Source organism: Agrococcus jenensis (genome assembly GCF_003752465.1).
Taxonomy (GTDB): Bacteria; Actinomycetota; Actinomycetes; order Actinomycetales; family Microbacteriaceae; genus Agrococcus; species Agrococcus jenensis.
The window spans coordinates 1133614-1149540 of record NZ_RKHJ01000001.1 but is presented as its reverse complement, the minus strand read 5'-3'; the positions used below and the strand labels follow the sequence as shown (position 1 = coordinate 1149540).

Annotated in this window: 17 protein-coding genes; 5 read left to right on the top strand and 12 right to left on the bottom strand. The window is 71.4% G+C overall.

The window, feature by feature from the left end; genetic code table 11:
• The first annotated feature begins 18 nt into the window (after positions 1-18).
• Positions 19-417, top strand: a complete 399-nt coding sequence (locus EDD26_RS05710) for a GlcG/HbpS family heme-binding protein (protein WP_123696822.1) — start codon at positions 19-21, stop codon at positions 415-417.
• 19 nt (positions 418-436) lie between these two features.
• On the opposite strand, the gene EDD26_RS14810 is transcribed toward EDD26_RS05710, so the two are convergent.
• Together EDD26_RS14810 and EDD26_RS05700 are read right to left on the bottom strand one after the other, a co-directional pair.
• A complete protein-coding gene (locus tag EDD26_RS14810; protein WP_245989775.1) occupies positions 437-1018 on the bottom strand; it encodes an excalibur calcium-binding domain-containing protein in 582 nt (193 codons plus the stop codon).
• Between the two features lie 379 nt (positions 1019-1397).
• On the bottom strand, positions 1398-1925 hold the full coding sequence (locus EDD26_RS05700; protein ID WP_123696821.1) for a hypothetical protein: 528 nt from the start codon (positions 1923-1925) through the stop codon (positions 1398-1400).
• 136 nt (positions 1926-2061) lie between these two features.
• Between EDD26_RS05700 and EDD26_RS05695 the strand changes: the two genes are divergently transcribed.
• Positions 2062-2571 carry a hypothetical protein gene (locus tag EDD26_RS05695; RefSeq protein ID WP_123696820.1) on the top strand — a complete coding sequence of 170 codons (510 nt, stop codon included), beginning with the start codon at positions 2062-2064 and terminating at the stop codon, positions 2569-2571.
• 15 nt (positions 2572-2586) lie between these two features.
• Here EDD26_RS05695 and EDD26_RS05690 read toward each other — a convergent pair whose 3' ends face one another.
• The 10 genes from EDD26_RS05690 to EDD26_RS05645 all read right to left on the bottom strand — a co-directional run bounded on the left by EDD26_RS05690 (position 2587) and on the right by EDD26_RS05645 (position 12437).
• Complete coding sequence (locus EDD26_RS05690) at positions 2587-3072, bottom strand: hypothetical protein (RefSeq protein WP_123696819.1); 486 nt, start codon at positions 3070-3072, stop codon at positions 2587-2589.
• Positions 3073-3181: 109 nt separating this feature from the next.
• Positions 3182-4390, bottom strand: coding sequence for an MFS transporter (locus tag EDD26_RS05685; RefSeq protein ID WP_148058701.1), 1209 nt, complete (start codon positions 4388-4390; stop codon positions 3182-3184).
• Between the two features lie 16 nt (positions 4391-4406).
• The gene (locus EDD26_RS05680; RefSeq protein ID WP_245989774.1) at positions 4407-5483 is read right to left on the bottom strand and encodes a 4-oxalomesaconate tautomerase; all 1077 of its coding nucleotides are present in this window, start codon (positions 5481-5483) and stop codon (positions 4407-4409) included.
• A complete protein-coding gene (locus EDD26_RS05675) occupies positions 5480-6145 on the bottom strand; it encodes a GntR family transcriptional regulator (protein ID WP_123696817.1) in 666 nt (221 codons plus the stop codon). The genes EDD26_RS05680 and EDD26_RS05675 overlap by 4 nt, the downstream gene beginning before the upstream one ends.
• A 75-nt stretch (positions 6146-6220) precedes the next feature.
• A complete protein-coding gene (locus tag EDD26_RS05670; protein WP_123696816.1) occupies positions 6221-7336 on the bottom strand; it encodes an ABC transporter substrate-binding protein in 1116 nt (371 codons plus the stop codon).
• 41 nt (positions 7337-7377) lie between these two features.
• Positions 7378-9126 (bottom strand): ABC transporter permease, encoded by a 1749-nt coding sequence (locus EDD26_RS05665; RefSeq protein ID WP_123696815.1) that lies wholly within the window; start codon positions 9124-9126, stop codon positions 7378-7380.
• On the bottom strand, positions 9126-10250 hold the full coding sequence (locus EDD26_RS05660; RefSeq protein WP_123696814.1) for an ABC transporter ATP-binding protein: 1125 nt from the start codon (positions 10248-10250) through the stop codon (positions 9126-9128). Before EDD26_RS05660 ends, EDD26_RS05665 begins: the two co-directional genes overlap by 1 nt.
• Positions 10250-10894, bottom strand: coding sequence for an RraA family protein (locus EDD26_RS05655; RefSeq protein ID WP_245989773.1), 645 nt, complete (start codon positions 10892-10894; stop codon positions 10250-10252). The genes EDD26_RS05660 and EDD26_RS05655 overlap by 1 nt, the downstream gene beginning before the upstream one ends.
• Complete coding sequence (locus EDD26_RS05650) at positions 10891-11607, bottom strand: PIG-L deacetylase family protein (protein WP_123696813.1); 717 nt, start codon at positions 11605-11607, stop codon at positions 10891-10893. The genes EDD26_RS05655 and EDD26_RS05650 overlap by 4 nt, the downstream gene beginning before the upstream one ends.
• A 35-nt stretch (positions 11608-11642) precedes the next feature.
• Complete coding sequence (locus EDD26_RS05645; protein WP_170165540.1) at positions 11643-12437, bottom strand: NAD(P)-dependent oxidoreductase; 795 nt, start codon at positions 12435-12437, stop codon at positions 11643-11645.
• A 274-nt stretch (positions 12438-12711) separates the two neighbouring features.
• Here EDD26_RS05645 and EDD26_RS05640 point away from each other — a divergent pair, with 274 nt between their 5' ends.
• The 3 genes from EDD26_RS05640 to EDD26_RS05630 are packed head-to-tail and all read left to right on the top strand — an operon-like array spanning position 12712 to position 15890.
• On the top strand, positions 12712-14139 hold the full coding sequence (locus tag EDD26_RS05640) for a phytoene desaturase family protein (protein WP_123696811.1): 1428 nt from the start codon (positions 12712-12714) through the stop codon (positions 14137-14139).
• Positions 14140-14142: 3 nt separating this feature from the next.
• Positions 14143-14388 (top strand): hypothetical protein, encoded by a 246-nt coding sequence (locus EDD26_RS14620; RefSeq protein WP_123696810.1) that lies wholly within the window; start codon positions 14143-14145, stop codon positions 14386-14388.
• Positions 14389-14390: 2 nt separating this feature from the next.
• Positions 14391-15890 (top strand): lipase maturation factor family protein, encoded by a 1500-nt coding sequence (locus EDD26_RS05630; RefSeq protein WP_123696809.1) that lies wholly within the window; start codon positions 14391-14393, stop codon positions 15888-15890.
• The last annotated feature ends 37 nt before the right edge of the window (positions 15891-15927 follow it).

The following is a 15927-nucleotide window of genomic DNA, read 5'->3' as shown; positions in this document are numbered from 1 at the left end:
CCGACGAGAGGATGCACCATGACCGTGAAGCTCGAGGACGCCCGCCGCGTGATCGCCGCCGCCGAGGCGAAGGCCGACGAGATCGGCCAGCCCATGAACATCGCCGTCGTGGACGCCGGCGGGAACCTGGTCGCGCACGTACGGCAGGACGGCGCGTGGATCGGCAGCGTCGACATCTCGATCAGCAAGGCGTGGACGTCGCGCGCCTTCGACATCTCGACGAAGGACCTCGGGGACAACTCCCAGTCGACCCAGCAGTTCTTCGGCATCAACACGACGAATGGCGGGAGGGTCGCGATCTTCGCCGGCGGCATCCCGCTGACGCGCGACGGCGCGGTCGTCGGCGCTGTCGGTGTCAGCGGCGGATCGGGTGCGCAGGACCACTCGGTCGCGGAGGCGGGTGCCGCGGCCTTCTGATCGGGGGCGCAACGAGGGACTACTCGCAGCCCACGCCATCGTTGTCGCGGTCCAGGTGGCTCGCGTAGCCCGGCTCGCCCCTGTACACGGGTGCTGCCCCAGCGTTCCGTGCGGCCGTGCAGTTGGCGTAGTACACGTTGCCACCACCGCTGGACGATCCGGAGCCGGCCACGGGCGCGGGTCGTGCCGGCGCGGCCGGAGCCTGTGCGGCCGGAGCCGGCGCCGCCGCTGGCGGCGCCGGGGCGGGTGCTGGCGCGGCAGCGGCCTGGGCCGATGCAAGCGATGCTTCGAGTTCGACGATGCGCGCTTCGAGCCCCGCGATCGACGCCTCGAGTTCGGTGACGCGAGCATTGGCGGTGTCGAGATCTGCACCGCCCGCCGCCGCTGCGGCGACCGCCTCGTCGAGGTCCCCCTGCAACGCCTCCGCCTCTTGCTCGCAGCTTGCGACGAGCGCGCGCGCTTCCGCCTCCGCTGACTGCGCATCGGCGACCTCCACCGTGGCGTCGTCCAAAGCCTGCTGGGTCTCAGCCAGTTGCGTAGGGATGCCCCCCGCGGCGGCCACGCCGATGACGATGCCCGCGCAGTTGCTGAGGAGCAGCACGACTACGGCCGCTAGCGAGATCAGGACCCAGAACCAGGCCCCTCGCCGACGGGTCCGCGCGACCTGGGCGGTCGTCCCGACGTACGCGGTCGCAGGCACGCCCTGCGCCCACATGGGGTTCGGAGTGCGGCCTCGCGTGGAATCGCCCGGGCCCGGCTGCTGGAAAGGAGGCATGGCAGGCATCGCGGATCCTTGTCGTGCGAGAGATGGGGTACAGACGAGGATCGCGGTCTCGATGGGAGCGGGCAAGTGGACGGAGTCATACCTTCGGAAACGCTGAGCACCGGCGGCTCGTGGAGAGACGAGCGTCCCGTCGGTTCGTGCTGATGTCGCGGTAATCGGTTGGTGCACGGGCGACGTTCTGATCGCGTTCGCGGCGTCACTGCCTGCCGACCACGGGCGGCGCGACGCGCGGCGCCTCGGCGCGGCGTCGCGCGAGCGACACCATCCATTCGACGAGCAGCGCGAGCAGCCCACCGAGCCACGGGATGGCCGCGACCATGGCGATCACGGCCGACACGTCGTTGACCGGCGAGTCAGTGCCCGTGCTGCCGAGCATGAGGCCGAGCGTCGAGGCGACCGACTCACTCGTGTCGCCGCCGTCGACCACCGTGAGGCCGACGATGAGCACCCCGATCGAGGTGAGCCACGACCAGATGATGGCGCGCGTGCGATGACCTGGCCCGCGGAGCGATCCGCGCCGGCGCAGCATGCCGACGGCCGCCGGCACGACGACAGCCGCGTACCCGATGAGCCAGATCGGGAACGAGAAGACCATGCCGACGAGCAGCCAGCCGCCGGTGGGCAGCTTGAGCGCGATGGCCACGAGCGGCGCCAGGATGGCGACCCACGCGGCGGTGACGAGCGCCGCGTCGTCGTGGCCGCGCTCGGGCGGGTTCGGATGCATGCGGCTAGCGTGCCGCATCGACCTTCGGAGTGCGGCACGCGCGCCGTGTTGCGGCGGTGCGACGCAGCACGCCCGCACCCATCTCACAGGACAAAGGGGGGAGAGTTGGGGGACACACTCTCGATCGGAGGCCACGATGACCGACCGTCGCAGCGATGCCGACGACAACCTCGCGACCTACCTGAACGAGCACCTGCTCGCATCCGAGGGCGGCGTGCAGGCGTTCAAGGCGGCGGCGCGCACCTTCGAGGGCACCGCGCACGAGCAGGCGCTGCTCGCGCTCTCCGGCGAGATCGAGCGCGACCGGCGCGACCTCGCGCGCATCATCCAGCAGCTCGGGTTTCGGCCGAAGGGCTGGAAGCGCCTGCTCACGGGACTCCTGCGCATCGGCGGCGGCGTGAACCCCGTCAACCTGCTGCGGCTGCGCCGCAGCTCGCTCGCGCAGATGGAGCTCGACTTCCTCACCGGCGCGGTGCGGGCGAAGCGGTCGATGTGGGATTCGCTGCTCGAGCTGGCGGAGAGCGACCCGCGGCAGGATCGCGCGCTCCTCCTCTCGCTGCAGCTGCGTGCCGACCAGCAGATCGAGGAGATCCAGCGCATCAACCGCGAGACGGTGCGGGAGCGCTTCCATCGCAGCGCTGACTGAGGCCGTGCGAGCGGCTCAGCCGAGTCGCGGCGGCAGGACCGGCGGTGCGACCGACGCGACCGCACGCCGCGATCTGCCGGCGGCGACGATCCACTCGACGACGAGCGCCGCCCAGCCGACGATCCAAGCCACCGCCGCGATCCACGAGATGGCCTCGGTCAGGCTGTGCGCTGGCGACGGGCTGACGGGTGCGCCGAGCATGAGCGTCAGCGTCGACTGGACCGACTCCGTCGTATCGCCGCCGTCGATGACGGTGAACCCGAGCACGACGACGCCCACCGACGTCAGCAGCGCCCAGATGATGGCGCGGACGCGGCGAGTGCCGAACCGCAGCTGCCCGCGGCGCCGGAGCATGCCGAGCGACACCGCGACGATGAGCAGCCCGTAGCCGGCGAGCCAGAGCAGCCCCGAGATGAAGAAGAAGACCATGAGCCAGCCGCTCGACGGCAGCTTCACGAGCACGGCCACGATCGGCGCCGCGATCGCGATGACCGCCGCCACGACCGCTCCGGGGCCGGGCGCTGGAGGTGGCGCGTACCTCGGTGCGGGCGGAGGAGCGTAGGTCATGACGAGAGCATGGCGGGCGGTGGCGCGCAGGGCAACGGGACGGTCACGGCTCGGATGCTGCATCGCCGATCGCGTCGTCGTCGGAGGTTGCGTCGTTCGGCGCGACACGCGACAGCCACGCCGAGGCCACGAGGCTCAGCCCGGTGAAGGCGAACACGACCGCCGCGCCGCCGAGCGCGGAGATCGCCGCGACGAGGAGTGGTATCGCCGTCTGCCCCGCGCGATTGCCGACGAGCCGCATCGATGCGCCGACACCGCGCTGGTGACGCGGCGTGAGCATCGTCATCCACGACATCGTCAGCGGCTGCACGGTGCCGGCAGCGAGCCCGTAGACGACCATCGCGAGCACGAGCAGGACGGGGTGGACGGGCAGGGCGAGAGCCGCGAGCCCTACGGCAGACAGCAGCGATCCGACGATCAGCACGCGACGGCGACCGAACGCCCCGGTCAGCCGTCCGAGACTCAGTCGCGACACCATCGTTGCGAGACCGCGCGCCACGAGCAGCGCCGTGAGCACCCACGGCGCGAACGAGCGCTCCTGGGCGAGCAGCGGCAGGTAGGCGAGCGCGATGTCGAGCGACGACAGCACGAGGCTGCTCGTGACGAGCGCCGATACGACGCCGGGACGACGGAGCAGCCGCCACGCGGCCGGGGCGAGCCGCTCGGGCGTTGCATCGCGTTCGTCGTCAGCCAGGCGCCTGGTCGACCGCACGAGCAACGCCAGCACGAGCACCGCCGCGGACGCGCCCAGGCAGCACCACGACACCAGCTCGAACGGCGGTGACTGCGGTGAGCCGCCCGGCAGTGCCAGCAGGAACGGGCCGAGCATCTGCCCGCTGGAGGTGGCGAAGGTGTAGATGCCGAAGACCGCGTCGAGCCGGCCGCCGGGGGCATCGCGCATCACCCACGCCTGCTCGCCGACGACCGACCACAGCACGCCGAGGCCGAGCAGCACCGTCGCCGCGATGAGGCCGAAGAGCGTCGTCCCCCACAGCAGCGCCATGACCACCGCGCCGACGTAGGCGGCCCCGCCCATTGCGAGCGGCGCCCGCTCGCCGAAGCGGTCCGTCAGCCGCCCGGACGGGATGGCGAGCAGCAGCGGAGGCACCGCGAAGGCCGCGGTGGCGACGCCGAGCCAGACCGGACCGAAGCCGAGGTCGAGGATCGCGTAGCTGATCGCCGGTCGCATCGCGTAGCTCACGAGCTGCACGAGCACCGCGTGCGCGAGCAGCAGCGCGAGCTGCGGCGTCAACCAGCCGCGCCCCACCTCAGCGCCGGGGGCGTGGGTAGACGATGCCGTCCATGATCGGGCGCGCGGTGCGCACGATCGCGGTGCGCCGCACCTTGAGGCCGTCGAGCTCGATCTCGACCTCGAGGGCGCCCGTCGGGTGTTCGATCGAGAGCCGGGCGCCGTCCGGCGCGACGACCAGACCGTCGGCGACCGAGCCGGGCAGCAGCGCGGCGACGCCGACGCTCGCGGCGCCCAGCACGCCGATCGACGTGTGGCAGCGATGCGGGATGAACGTGCGGGTTGACAGCGTGCCGCCCCCCGTCGGTGCCGAGACCATCGTCATCTTCGGCACGGTTGCGTCGCGCACATCGCCGAGGCCCATCTGCTCGCCCGCGTCGATGCGGATGCGTTCGAGAGCCGCCCGCAGCGCATCGTCGGCCTCCAGCTCGGTCGGCGTCTCGTCGCCGCGGACACCCATGTCGGATGCGCGGAGCACGACGGTGGGCATGCCGTTGTCGACGAGGGTCACGGCGATGCCGTCGATCTCGTCGACCACCCGGCCGGTCGGCAGCAGGCTGCCGCAGCTGGAGCCGGCGGCGTCCTCGAAGTCCAGGACGATGCCGCCGGCGGTGCCGGGCACGCCGTCGATGCGGGTGCCGCCGTCATAGTCGACGACCCCGCCGGGCGTCGGGACGTGCGCGACCGCACCGCCGCCGGTGTTGACCATGCGGATCGGCACGAGCGTCTCGCCGTCGTCGGCGGGGATGAGGCCGCGCTCGATCGCGAAGGGGCCGACGCCGGCGAGCAGGTTGCCGCAGTTCTGCCGGTCGCTGACGAGCGCCTCGTCGACCGACACCTGCAGGAAGAGGTACTCCACCGCATCCGGCTCGCCATGCCCCGGCACGGGCCGCACGACAGCGACCTTGCTCGTGAGCGGATGTGCTCCGCCGATCCCGTCGATCTGCCGCGCGTCAGGGGACCCCATGATGCGCAGCAGCAAGTCGTCGCGCTCGGCTCGGTCGGCGGGCAGGTCCTCGGCCAGGAAGTACGCGCCCTTCGACGTGCCGCCGCGCATGAGCATGCAGCGCACGCCCGCGCCGGAGGCCCCCGTCACGACGCCGCCTCCAGCTGCGCGCGGGGCGCGTGCTGCGCCTCGGCCTCAGCCCGCACCGCGTGCATCGCGCTGATGACGCTGTCGAGGTGCGCTGCCATCGCCTGTTCGGCCGCCTCGCGGTCGCGGCGGCAGATGGTCTCGATGATGGCCAGGTGCTCGACGACGGAGACGTCGGCGCGCCCCGGCTTCTGCGCGAGCCGGAACTGCTGCCGCACGTTCTGCCCGCGCAGGCGTCGGATGAGCGTCAGCGCCGTGCGCTGACCGGAGATCTCGTGGACGCGGTCGTGCAGCTCACGGTTCTTCGCCGCGTACAGCTCCCGGTCGCCGTCGTCGACCGCGGTCCGCATGACCGTGCCGAGCGCCTGCAGCTCTGCGATCTCCGCATCGGTGATGGCCTCCGCCGCCTTGCCGGCGCACAGGCTCTCGAGCGCGCGCCTCGCCTCGGCGATTTCGATCGCCTCGTCGAAGCTGATGGCCCTCACTCGGGCGCCGCGGTTGGCCACGCGCTCGACCAGACCCTCGCCGGTCAGCTCGCGCAGGGCCTCGCGCACCGCGGGTCGGGATGCGCCGAACGTCTCGGAGAGGTCGGCCTCGACGAGCCGCTGGTTGGGCACCAGCTCGCCGTTCAGGATCATCTCCCGGATCTGCCCCGCAAGATCCATGCCTGTCTCCATCTCAATCGTCGTTCTCGGGTGCAGCCGGTGGGGCGACGATCGCCGCCCCACCGCGTCCGCACATCATCCCGTGTAGCCGAAGATCTCCGTCCACAGCGCCGCGTCCGCCTCGAGGTTGTCGAGCGACTCCTCGAGCGTCGAGCGGAACACGAACTCGGAACCAGCCTCGGGCAGCTCGACGTCACCGATCGTGGGGTTCGGAGCGCTCTCACGGACCGGGTAGTCGCCGAGCTCGGCGGCGAGCGTCTGACCCTGCGTCGAGAGGAGCCAGTTCACGAAGACCGCGGCCGCGTTGGGGCTGCCCGCATCGGCGGTCGCGCCGAGGTAGAACGGATACGCGGCGGCACCCTCCTCCGGCGTCGCGATCGTGATCGGCGCACCGTCGAGCGATGCCGCGTAGGCGGTGGCGATCGGCATCGGCCCGACCGCGATCTCGCCGCGCGCAACCGCGTCGGTCAGAGCCGCGGACGACTCGAAGATCCGCGGGCCGTTCGCCGCGAAGTCACGCATCCAGTCCTCGCCGAGCACGTCGAGCTGGAACCGCGTGAGCGCGGCGGTGCTGCCGCCGGCACCGACCTGCACGATGCCGGCCTGGCCACCCGACCACTGCTCATCCAGCAGGTCGGCCCAGTTCTGCGGGGCGCTCGCCTCGTCGACGATCTGGTTGTTGTAGCCGAAGCTGTAGACGCGGTCGAAGCTCGAGTAGTACAGGCCGTCCTCGTAGGTGGCCTCCTCGATGAGGCCGCCCGAGATGTCGTCGGTCAGCTCGACCGGCGCGAACGCCCCGGACTCGGCGATGCCGGCGATGAGGTCCTCACCCGAGATGCGGATCACATCCGCCGCGAGCTGACCCGCGGACTGCTCGGCCAGGATGCGCGAGTTGAGGCTGTTGGGCGCGAGCCGGACGATCTCGACCTCGAGACCGGTCGCCTCCGTGAACGCATCGGCAGCCTGCTGCTCCGAGACCTCGCTGCCGCCCGTGTAGAAGACGATGGCGTCCTCCTCCTGGGCGGCCGCGTAGACGTCGGCCGTAGCGATGACCTCGCCGTCGACGACGAGGTCCTCGCCGGCCGCCGGTGCGCCCTCGGAGGAGCTCGGCGAACCGCCGCCCGAGCAGCCGGTGAGGGCGAGGGTCGTGATGGCCGCGCCGGCGAGCGCGACCTTGATGGACTTGTGCATGGTGATCCTCCGTTGGATCGAATCGGGATGGGGTTGGTCGGCTACTTCGTCTGCTCGGCGCCGAAGCGACGTGCGATGAAGGCGAGCACGAAGATCACGACGCAGTAGACGAGGCTCGTCGCGGCGCTGCGCTGCAGCACGCCGTTCTCGAAGTCCTCGAAGATCACGATCGAGAGCAGCCTCGTGTCGGTGGTGAACAGGAACAGCGGCACGGTCAGCTCGCGCATCGAGAGCATGAGCAGCAGCAGGAAGGTGGAGGTGAGCGGCACCCGCAGCAGCGGCATCGTGATCCGCCATACGGCCCGCCAGCGGCTCGCGCCGTGCATCACCGCGCTGTCCTCGAGGTCGTGGTGGATCTGCAGGATCGACGAGCTCGCACCCTGGTAGCCCTGCGGCATCTGCGCTGCCACGAAGGCGATCATCATCACCAGCAGCGTGCCGTAGATGGGCACCGGCAGGATCAGCCAGGTCCACAGCAGGCCGAGGCCGAGCACGATCGCCGGCACGGCGAGCGGCAGCATCGAGATGTAGCCGAGGCCCTCGCGGCCGGGCAGCTTGGAGCGGTTGACGACGTAGGAGACCACGAAGGCGAGCAGCGTCCCCGCGAGCGCCGCGACGACGGCGACGATCACCGAGTTGATGGTGGCCTGGTGCACGACGGAGGAGCCGAGCGTCTCCTCGAACTGCTCGAACGACAGCCTGCCCTCGCTGAACGCCTGCGTGATGCTGCCGACGTAGGGCGAGTCGTGGAGGACGACGAAGAGCAGCGCGACGATCGGCAGCACGGTCGACAGCACGAAGTAGACGAGCCCGATGATGAGCGCCGGCAGCCTGAACCAGCCGAGGTTGACCACGCCGAGCTTCAGGCCCTTGCCCGAGACGGTGGTGTAGCTGCGCTTCGAGACCACCCAGCGCTGCAGGGCGGTGACCGCGAGCACGATGACGACGAGCGTGATGGCCACCGCGGCGGCCTCGTTGCCGCGCGACGGCGCCGAGTTCATGAGCCGGTAGATGTAGGTCGGCAGGGTGTCGAGGCCGCCGGCGCTGCCGATGATCTGCGACACCGGGAAGTTCTCGACCGTGAGGACGAAGATGAGGATGCCCGCGCCGAGGATCGCTGGGGTCGCGAGCGGGAAGGTGACCTTGCGCAGCACGGTAAGCGGCGTCGCACCGTGGATGCGCGCGGCCTCCTCGAGGTCGGGGTTCATGAGGCTCAGCGACGCGTGGATCAGCAGGAACGCGTACGGCGCGTAGTAGAGGGCGAGCACGAAGACGAGCCCGGCGACGTTGAAGATGTCGACGATCGCCGGCATGCCGAGGTCGCGAGCGAGGATGTTGAGCAGTCCTGCGTTCGGCCCGCCGAGCACTGCCCACGCGAGCGCGCCGACGTAGGACGGCAGGAACATCGGCAGCAGGCCGACGAAGTAGAGGAAACCCTTCGCGTAGGCGTTGGTGCGCGCCGCGACGAAGGCGAGGAAGCCGCCGATCGCGAGCGCGAGGATCGACGCGCCGACACCGACGAGCAGCGAGTTCAGCGCCGCCTGACCGGCACCGGGGCCGACGACCGCGGCGAAGTTCTCGAGGGTCAGCCCGGAGAGGTCGAGGTTGCCGGGCCGGGGCGTCGTCGTCGTGAACGCAGACAGCACGACGAGCGCGATCGGCATCACGATGAGGATCGCGAGCAGCGCGTAGAGCACTGCGGGCAGCACCCCGCGCCGCACGGCCGACGTGGCGGTCGACTTCGCCGTGGCTGCGTGCCGCTGCGGGCGCTCGAGGGTCGACGTCGCCATCAGGCCGCGACCTCTGCGTGCGCGGTCGTCGGCACGTCGGCGGGCGGCAGGTCGTCGACATCGAGCGGCAGCACCTGGATCGCATCGACGTCGATGCTCAGGCGCACCTCCTGGCCCTCGCCGCCGCGGAGCGGCCGGTGCTTCGAGCCGTAGACCTCGATCTGCACCCCCGGTGCGATCTCGACGCGGTAGATCGCGCTCGCGCCGAGGAACTCACGGGTGAGGACGTGACCGGTGATGATGTTGCCGTCGGGCCGGTCGTCCGCCGTGAGCACGTCCTCGCCACGGATGGCAGCCCGCAGCTGCGTCGCCTTCTCGTAGGCGGGTACGCGGAGCGTGAAGTCGGCGCCGGCGAGCCGCACGTGCGTGCTGTCGACCGCCTCGACGTCGAGGATATTGCCGACGCCGAGGAAGTCGGCGATCGAAGCGCTGCGCGGGCGGCCGTAGATCTCATCGGGCGTGCCGATCTGGACGATGCGGCCGTGCTGCATCATCGCGATCCGATCCGCGAGCGCCAGTGCCTCCTCCTGATCGTGCGTGACGTACACGGAGGTGAGGCCGAGCCGCTGCTGCAGCTCGCGCAGGTCGCCGCGCAGGCGGTGGCGCAGGCGGGCGTCGAGGTTGGAGAGCGGCTCGTCGAGCAGCATGATCGACGGCTGCATCACGACGCTGCGGGCGAGCGCGACGCGCTGCATCTGCCCGCCGGAGAGCATGCTCGCGCCGCGGTCGGCGAACTCCTCGAGCCCGACGAGCTCGAGCGTCTCCAGCACGCGCTTCCGGGTGTCGGCCTTCGACGAGCGCTGCATCTGCAGCGGGAACGCGACGTTCTCGAACACGGTCATGTGCGGCCAGATCGCGTACGACTGGAAGACCATCCCGATGTTGCGCTTGTGGGACGGGCGGTTCACGCCCGTGCTCGCGTCGAACAAGACGTTGTCGCCGACCGTGATGCGTCCCGTCGTCGGCGTCTCGAGCCCGGCGATGCATCGCATCGTGCTCGTCTTGCCGCAGCCGGACTGCCCGAGCAGCACGACCGATTCGCCCTCGCCGATGTCGAGGTCGAGATCGCGCACCGCGACGTTGTCGCCGTACTTGAGCGTCAGTGCTTCGACCTTGATCTCCATCAGGCCTTCTCCTCGTCCTCGGCTCGGAAGCCGTACGCGTCGTAGGACAGCTCGCCCGCGCGCCAGCGCGACCGGAGTCCTTCTTCCTTCTGCTCGCGCGCCCGCACGAGCTCGACAGCGATGTCGATCTCGTCGGCCGGCACGACGGCGGCGCCGTCGGCGTCGAGCACCACGATGTCGCCGGTGCGGACGGTCGCGCCGCCGATCTCGACGGCAGCATCGACCTGACCGCGGGCGTCCTTGCCGGCACCGTGTGCGCGGATCCAGCGCGTCCAGACCGGGATGCCCATCCCGCGCAGCTCCTCGACGTCGCGCACACTGGCGTCGCAGAGGATGCCCGCGGCCCCGGCGACCTGCAGCTGCGTCACGAGCAGGTCGCCGATGAGCGCGACGGGGCGGGCCTCGGGCATGGTCAGCACGGCGATCTCCCCGGGCTGGATGCGAGCGCACAGCTCGTGCACGCCGCGGTTGTCGTCCTGCGCGCACAGCACCGTACGGGCAGGGCCGGCGGCCCGGCTGCCCGCGACGAGCTGGATGAGGTCGACGTCGACGAGGCCCTTGCGACCTCGCGCCTCGTAGACCGTCGCGACCCCCGCGTCCGCGAGCGTCGAGATGGCCCCGGTCTGGACGGCGACGCCGCTCACAGCGCGCCGACCACGTTGGGTACGAGGCGCTGGAACGCCTCGGCCTGGCGGATGCCCTTGTCGCCGGTGACCTTGCGGGCGTGGTTGCCCCGGTGCTCGGCGCGCTCGGCGTAGTACTGCTGCAGGTACGACTGCGCCTTCATGGCAGCCATGGCCCGCTTCTTCTGCTCGAACACGTCGGTGATGTCGACGAAGACGGTCGGCATGAATCCGCAGAGCTCCGGCTGGTGCGGCTCGAAGACGAGGAACTCGCTCGGCGGTGCCGTGCGGAAGCCGGCCTCGACGACCGCACCGGCCGTCAGCAGGCGAGCCTTCGAGACGACGGCGTTCGCGACCGGGTGGTCGGGGTTGAAGGGGTCCTTGTCGGGATGCGTCAGCACCACATGCGGCTGGAAGTCGCGGATGAGCTCCGCGAGACGCTCCACCGTGTCCTCCCCCACGTTGAGCGGGTAGTCACCGCAGTCGAAGCTTTCGAAGCTCGCCCCGACGGCCTCTGCCGCCTCCGTCGCCTCCGCGTGGCGGTGGCGCTTGACGTTCTCGACCGTCTGGCCCGGCTCCTTCCAGAGCTCACCGCTCTCGCCGCGCTCGCCGTAGCTGAGGGCGACCACGCGCGCCTCGCCTCCGGCCGCAGTGTGCTTGGCGATGACTCCGGCTGCGCGCCAGACGAAGTCGGCGCTGTGTGCGCCGACGACGAGCATGCGTCGTGCTTCCATTCGTGGGGTTCCTTCCAGGTCGCCGCGGCCGGCCGTCAGGCCGTTGCCGCCGAGATCGGTGCGCTCTCGTCGCGGAGGCGACGGAGCCAGTTGCCGGCCGCGTCGGTCGACCAGCTGGGCTGACCGATCGAGCGGAGGTAGTCGGAGGCGTCCTGCACCTCATGGACGCGGCGCTCCGCGTGCTGCTTCGAGCCGACGATGAGCCGCTCGACGAAGGCCTCGGCATCGCCGCTCAGCTCGGCGACGATCTGCCCGCGCAGCCACGCCTCGCAGCCAGCGGCCTCGGCCGCGCCGACGCTCTCGAGGATGACGCCGGCGAAGCCCTTCATGAACGCGGAGCGGATGAGCTTGCGCGCCGCGGCGTCGCCCGCCTCCCCCTGGATCGACTCGACGTCGGCGCCGACGGGGGCGAAGAGCTCGACGAAGCGCTGCGCACCGGGACCGCTGACCATGAGCGGTGTCTGTGCGCCGGCACGAGGCACCGGCGCCAGGACGGCGACGTCGACGAACGGCACGCCCTGCGCGCCGGCGAGATCGCCGAGCTCGCGCTTCAGCGCGGGTGAGCCGGTGTTGAGGTCTGCCAGCACGGGGGCATGCTCGAGGGCGGCGAGCACCTGCTCGGTCACGCCCTTGGCGGCGCGAGCGCCGACGAGCGTGATGACGAGCTCGGCAGGCCGAAGCGCTTCGGCCAGGTCGTCATGCTGCGCGACATCGGGGTCGTCGAGGCGGGTGAAGGGATCGAATCCGTGGACCTCGAAGCCGGCATCGGCGAGCCCCCGGGCGTACAGCGCCCCTGCCTCACCGAGTCCGATGACCGTTGCCTTCGCCACGTTGCCTCCCGCGTCATTGCCGTGCAGGCTCGACCGTACGCGGCGGTCGCCAATCTTGTCAACGTATTTTGTAAGACAACTTTGGCGACGAAATGGTCAGGGCGAGAAGGGAAGGATGATGCAACGGAAGACGATGCCTCGTTTCGCTACACGGACCGCGGTTGGCGGCGGACCGGCCCGCGCTCGCAAGGCTGCGCTCCGCTTGCTCTGCTCAGGTTGACGCGGGAGGCTTGCGGCGCATCCGCTCGATCCGACGCATCCGCTTGGAGGCCGCATGACCACCGCCGTCATCGTCGGCGCCGGACCCAACGGCCTCACCGCCGCCGCCGTGCTCGCTCGCGCGGGCCTCGACGTCACCGTGCTCGAGCGCCTCGACTACGTCGGCGGTGCGAGCGCATCCGTGCCCGCCTTCGGCGACCAGGCCATCATCGACCTCGGCGCGGCGGGGCACCCGTTCGGCGCGACGAGCCCCGCCTTCCGGGCGCTCGGGCTCGAGCAGCACGGGCTCGAGTGGGTGCACGCCGACTACCCCATGGCGCACCCGCTGCCCGGCGGCCGCGCCGCAGTGCTGCACCGCGACGCCGAGCAGACCGCCCGCGAGCTGGGCGTCGACGCCCGCGCGTGGCTGCGGCTGCACAAGCCCGCGACCGACGACCCCAACGGCACGGCCGAGAGCATCCTCGGGCCGCTCGTGCGCATCCCGAGCGACCCGCTGCTGCTCGCCCGCATCGGCGTGCGCGGTGCCTGGCCCGCGACGATGCTCGCGCACACGATCTTCCGCTCCGGTGCCGCGCAGGCGCTCTTCGCCGGCAGCGTCACGCACGCGACGCTGCCGCTCGGCTACCCGCTGACGAGCGCGTTCGGCGTCGCCTTCGGCGGTGTCGGCCACACCGCCGGCTGGCCGTTCGCGAAGGGCGGGTCGCAGTCGATCGTGGATGCGCTGGCCCGCGTCGCCGAGCTCGCCGGCGCCCGCATCCAGACGGGCGTCGACGTGACGGACCTGCGCGACCTGCCCGATGCCGACCTCATCCTGCTCGACGTCACGCCGCACCAGCTCGCGCGCATGGCCGGCGACCGCATCGAGGGCCCGTACGCGAAGCGCCTGCGCACCTGGAAGTACGGGCCGGCAGTGTCGAAGCTCGACCTGCTGCTCGACGGCCCGGTGCCGTGGGAGGACGAGCGGGTCGCGCGCGCCGGCACCGTCCACCTCGGCGGCACGATGTCCGAGATCGCGGCCGCCGAGCACGCGGTCGCGGTGGGGCGGATGCCGGACGAGCCGTTCGTGCTCGTCACCCAGCCGACGGCTGCCGACCCAGACCGCGCACCTGCGGGGCGGCACATCCTGTGGGCGTACGCGCACGTGCCGCACGCGTGGCCGGGCGACGCATCCGCCGCGATCGAGCGGCAGATCGAGCGGTTCGCGCCGGGCTTCCGCGACCGCATCCTCGAGCGGCGGCCGATGACCCCGGCCGCGATGGAGCTGTGGAACCCGAACCTGGTCGGCGGCTCGATCGGCGGCGGCACGCTCGCGGGCACGCAGCAGCTGCTGCGACCGGTGCTGGCGCACCCGTACCGCGTGCCGATGCCTGGACGGGTCTTCCTCTGCTCGTCGTCGACGCCGCCGGGCGGCGGGGTGCACGGCATGAGCGGCTGGCACGCGGCGCACGCGGCGCTGCGCGAGATCGGTGTGCACGAGGGCTGAGCGATGGGTGAGCGCGCGGGTCTGGCGGTGCTCGAGCGTCTCTCGCCCGGGCTCGAGGCGACGCGTGGCCGTGGTCTCGATACGCGCGGCTCCGCCGTGCTACTCGACCAGCGTGTGGAGAGTGGTCTCGATACGCGCGGCTTCGCCGTGCTACTCGACCAGCGTGGGGGAACGCGCGGCTTCGCCGTGCTCCTCGACCCGCGTGTGGGGACCGGTCTCCTCGACCAGCGCGTCGGGGCGGAGGTGTAGCGATGGACTGGGGAGCGATCGTCGGCTGGCTCGACGCCCCGCACGCGGAGCTCGCGCGGCAGGTGCTGCAGCGCGGCACGGCCGCCATCTTCGCGGTCGCGTTCCTCTCGACGCTGCTGCAGTTCCCGGCGCTGCTCGGCGAGCGCGGCCTCTCCCCCGCGCCGCGGTACATCGCCGCCGGCGCGCTCGAGGGCCAGCCGAGCATCTTCCGGTGGCACTACTCCGACCGGTTCCTGCGCATCCTCTGCGTCGTCTGCATCGCGATCGCGCTCGCGCTCGTCGCGGGCCTGCCGCAGCTCGGCCCGCCGTGGCTGCCGATGCTCGCGTTCCTCGTGCTCTGGATCGTCTACCTCTCGATCCTGCCGATCGGCCAGGTGTTCTACGGCTTCGGCTGGGAGCTGCTGCTGTGCGAAGCAGGGTTCCTGGTCGCCTTCCTCGGCTCGGATGCGGTGGCACCGCCGACGCTCGCGCTGCTGCTCATCGTCTGGCTGGTGTTCCGGCTCGAGTTCGGCGCCGGGATGATCAAGCTGCGCGGCGGCCGCGAGTGGCGCGACCTGACGGCGCTCATGTACCACCACGAGACGCAGCCGATGCCGAATCCGCTCAGCCGCTGGGCGCACCTCGCGCCGGCGTGGTGGCACAAGGTCGAGGTGCTCGGCAATCACTTCGCGCAGCTCGTCGCGCCGTGGGTGCTGCTCGTCTGCGCCCTCGGCGCGATCGGCGGGGTGCGCGGCGACGCGACCGGCGTCACCGCGGTGCTCGGCGCGATCATGACCGCTGCCGCAGCGATCATGATCCTCACGCAGGGCTGGCTCGTGCTGACCGGCAACTTCGCCTGGCTCAACTGGATCACGATTGTGCTCGCCTTCGCGGCCGTCGACGATCGCGCCGTCGCGTGGCTGCTGCCCGCCTGGCCCGAGACCCGCGCGTACGAGCCGACGCCGATGTGGTTCGGCATCCTGATCGCCATCGTCTTCGTCGCCTACGCCTGGCTCTCGATCCCGTCGGCGCGCAACCTCGCGTCGGAGCGTCAGCTCATGAACGCGTCGTTCAACCGGCTGCGGCTCGCCAACGCCTACGGCGCGTTCGGCACCGTGACGAAGCGGCGCGACGAGATCATCATCGAGGGCACGATGGCGGATGCGCCGGAGGACGGCGACTGGGTCGAGTACGGCTTCAAGGGCAAGCCCGGCGACGTGCGACGGGTGCCGGGCTGGTTCGCGCCGTACCACCTGCGCCTCGACTGGCTCATGTGGTTCCTGGCGCTGGGACAGCGGGGCACATGGTTCCGGGTGCTGCTCGAGCGGCTGCTCGAAGCAGACCCGCCGACCCTGCGCCTGCTCGGTCACGACCCGTTCGACGGCGAGCCACCGCGCTGGGTGCGGGCGCGCGTCTACCGCTACCGGTTCGCCACCCGCGCAGAGCGACGCGCGACCGGGCAGGTGTGGATGCGCGAGGACCGCGGACTGCTCGTCGCGCCGATGCGGCTCGCGCGCCGCTGACCGCACTGGGCCGGTTTCCGGTACCGATGTGTCGGTG

Bases quoted from the DNA above. Each gene is read 5' to 3' on its own strand.
- EDD26_RS05675 (WP_123696817.1), bottom strand. From the start codon at position 6,145: ATGGATCTTGCGGGGCAGATCCGGGAGATGATCCTGAACGGCGAGCTG.
- EDD26_RS14620 (WP_123696810.1), top strand. From the start codon at position 14,143: ATGGGTGAGCGCGCGGGTCTGGCGGTGCTCGAGCGTCTCTCGCCCGGG.
- EDD26_RS05640 (WP_123696811.1), top strand. From the start codon at position 12,712: ATGACCACCGCCGTCATCGTCGGCGCCGGACCCAACGGCCTCACCGCC.
- EDD26_RS05630 (WP_123696809.1), top strand. From the start codon at position 14,391: ATGGACTGGGGAGCGATCGTCGGCTGGCTCGACGCCCCGCACGCGGAG.
- EDD26_RS05660 (WP_123696814.1), bottom strand. From the start codon at position 10,250: ATGGAGATCAAGGTCGAAGCACTGACGCTCAAGTACGGCGACAACGTC.
- EDD26_RS05670 (WP_123696816.1), bottom strand. From the start codon at position 7,336: ATGCACAAGTCCATCAAGGTCGCGCTCGCCGGCGCGGCCATCACGACC.
- EDD26_RS05650 (WP_123696813.1), bottom strand. From the start codon at position 11,607: ATGGAAGCACGACGCATGCTCGTCGTCGGCGCACACAGCGCCGACTTC.
- EDD26_RS05710 (WP_123696822.1), top strand. From the start codon at position 19: ATGACCGTGAAGCTCGAGGACGCCCGCCGCGTGATCGCCGCCGCCGAG.
- EDD26_RS05665 (WP_123696815.1), bottom strand. From the start codon at position 9,126: ATGGCGACGTCGACCCTCGAGCGCCCGCAGCGGCACGCAGCCACGGCG.
- EDD26_RS05700 (WP_123696821.1), bottom strand. From the start codon at position 1,925: ATGCATCCGAACCCGCCCGAGCGCGGCCACGACGACGCGGCGCTCGTC.
- EDD26_RS05695 (WP_123696820.1), top strand. From the start codon at position 2,062: ATGACCGACCGTCGCAGCGATGCCGACGACAACCTCGCGACCTACCTG.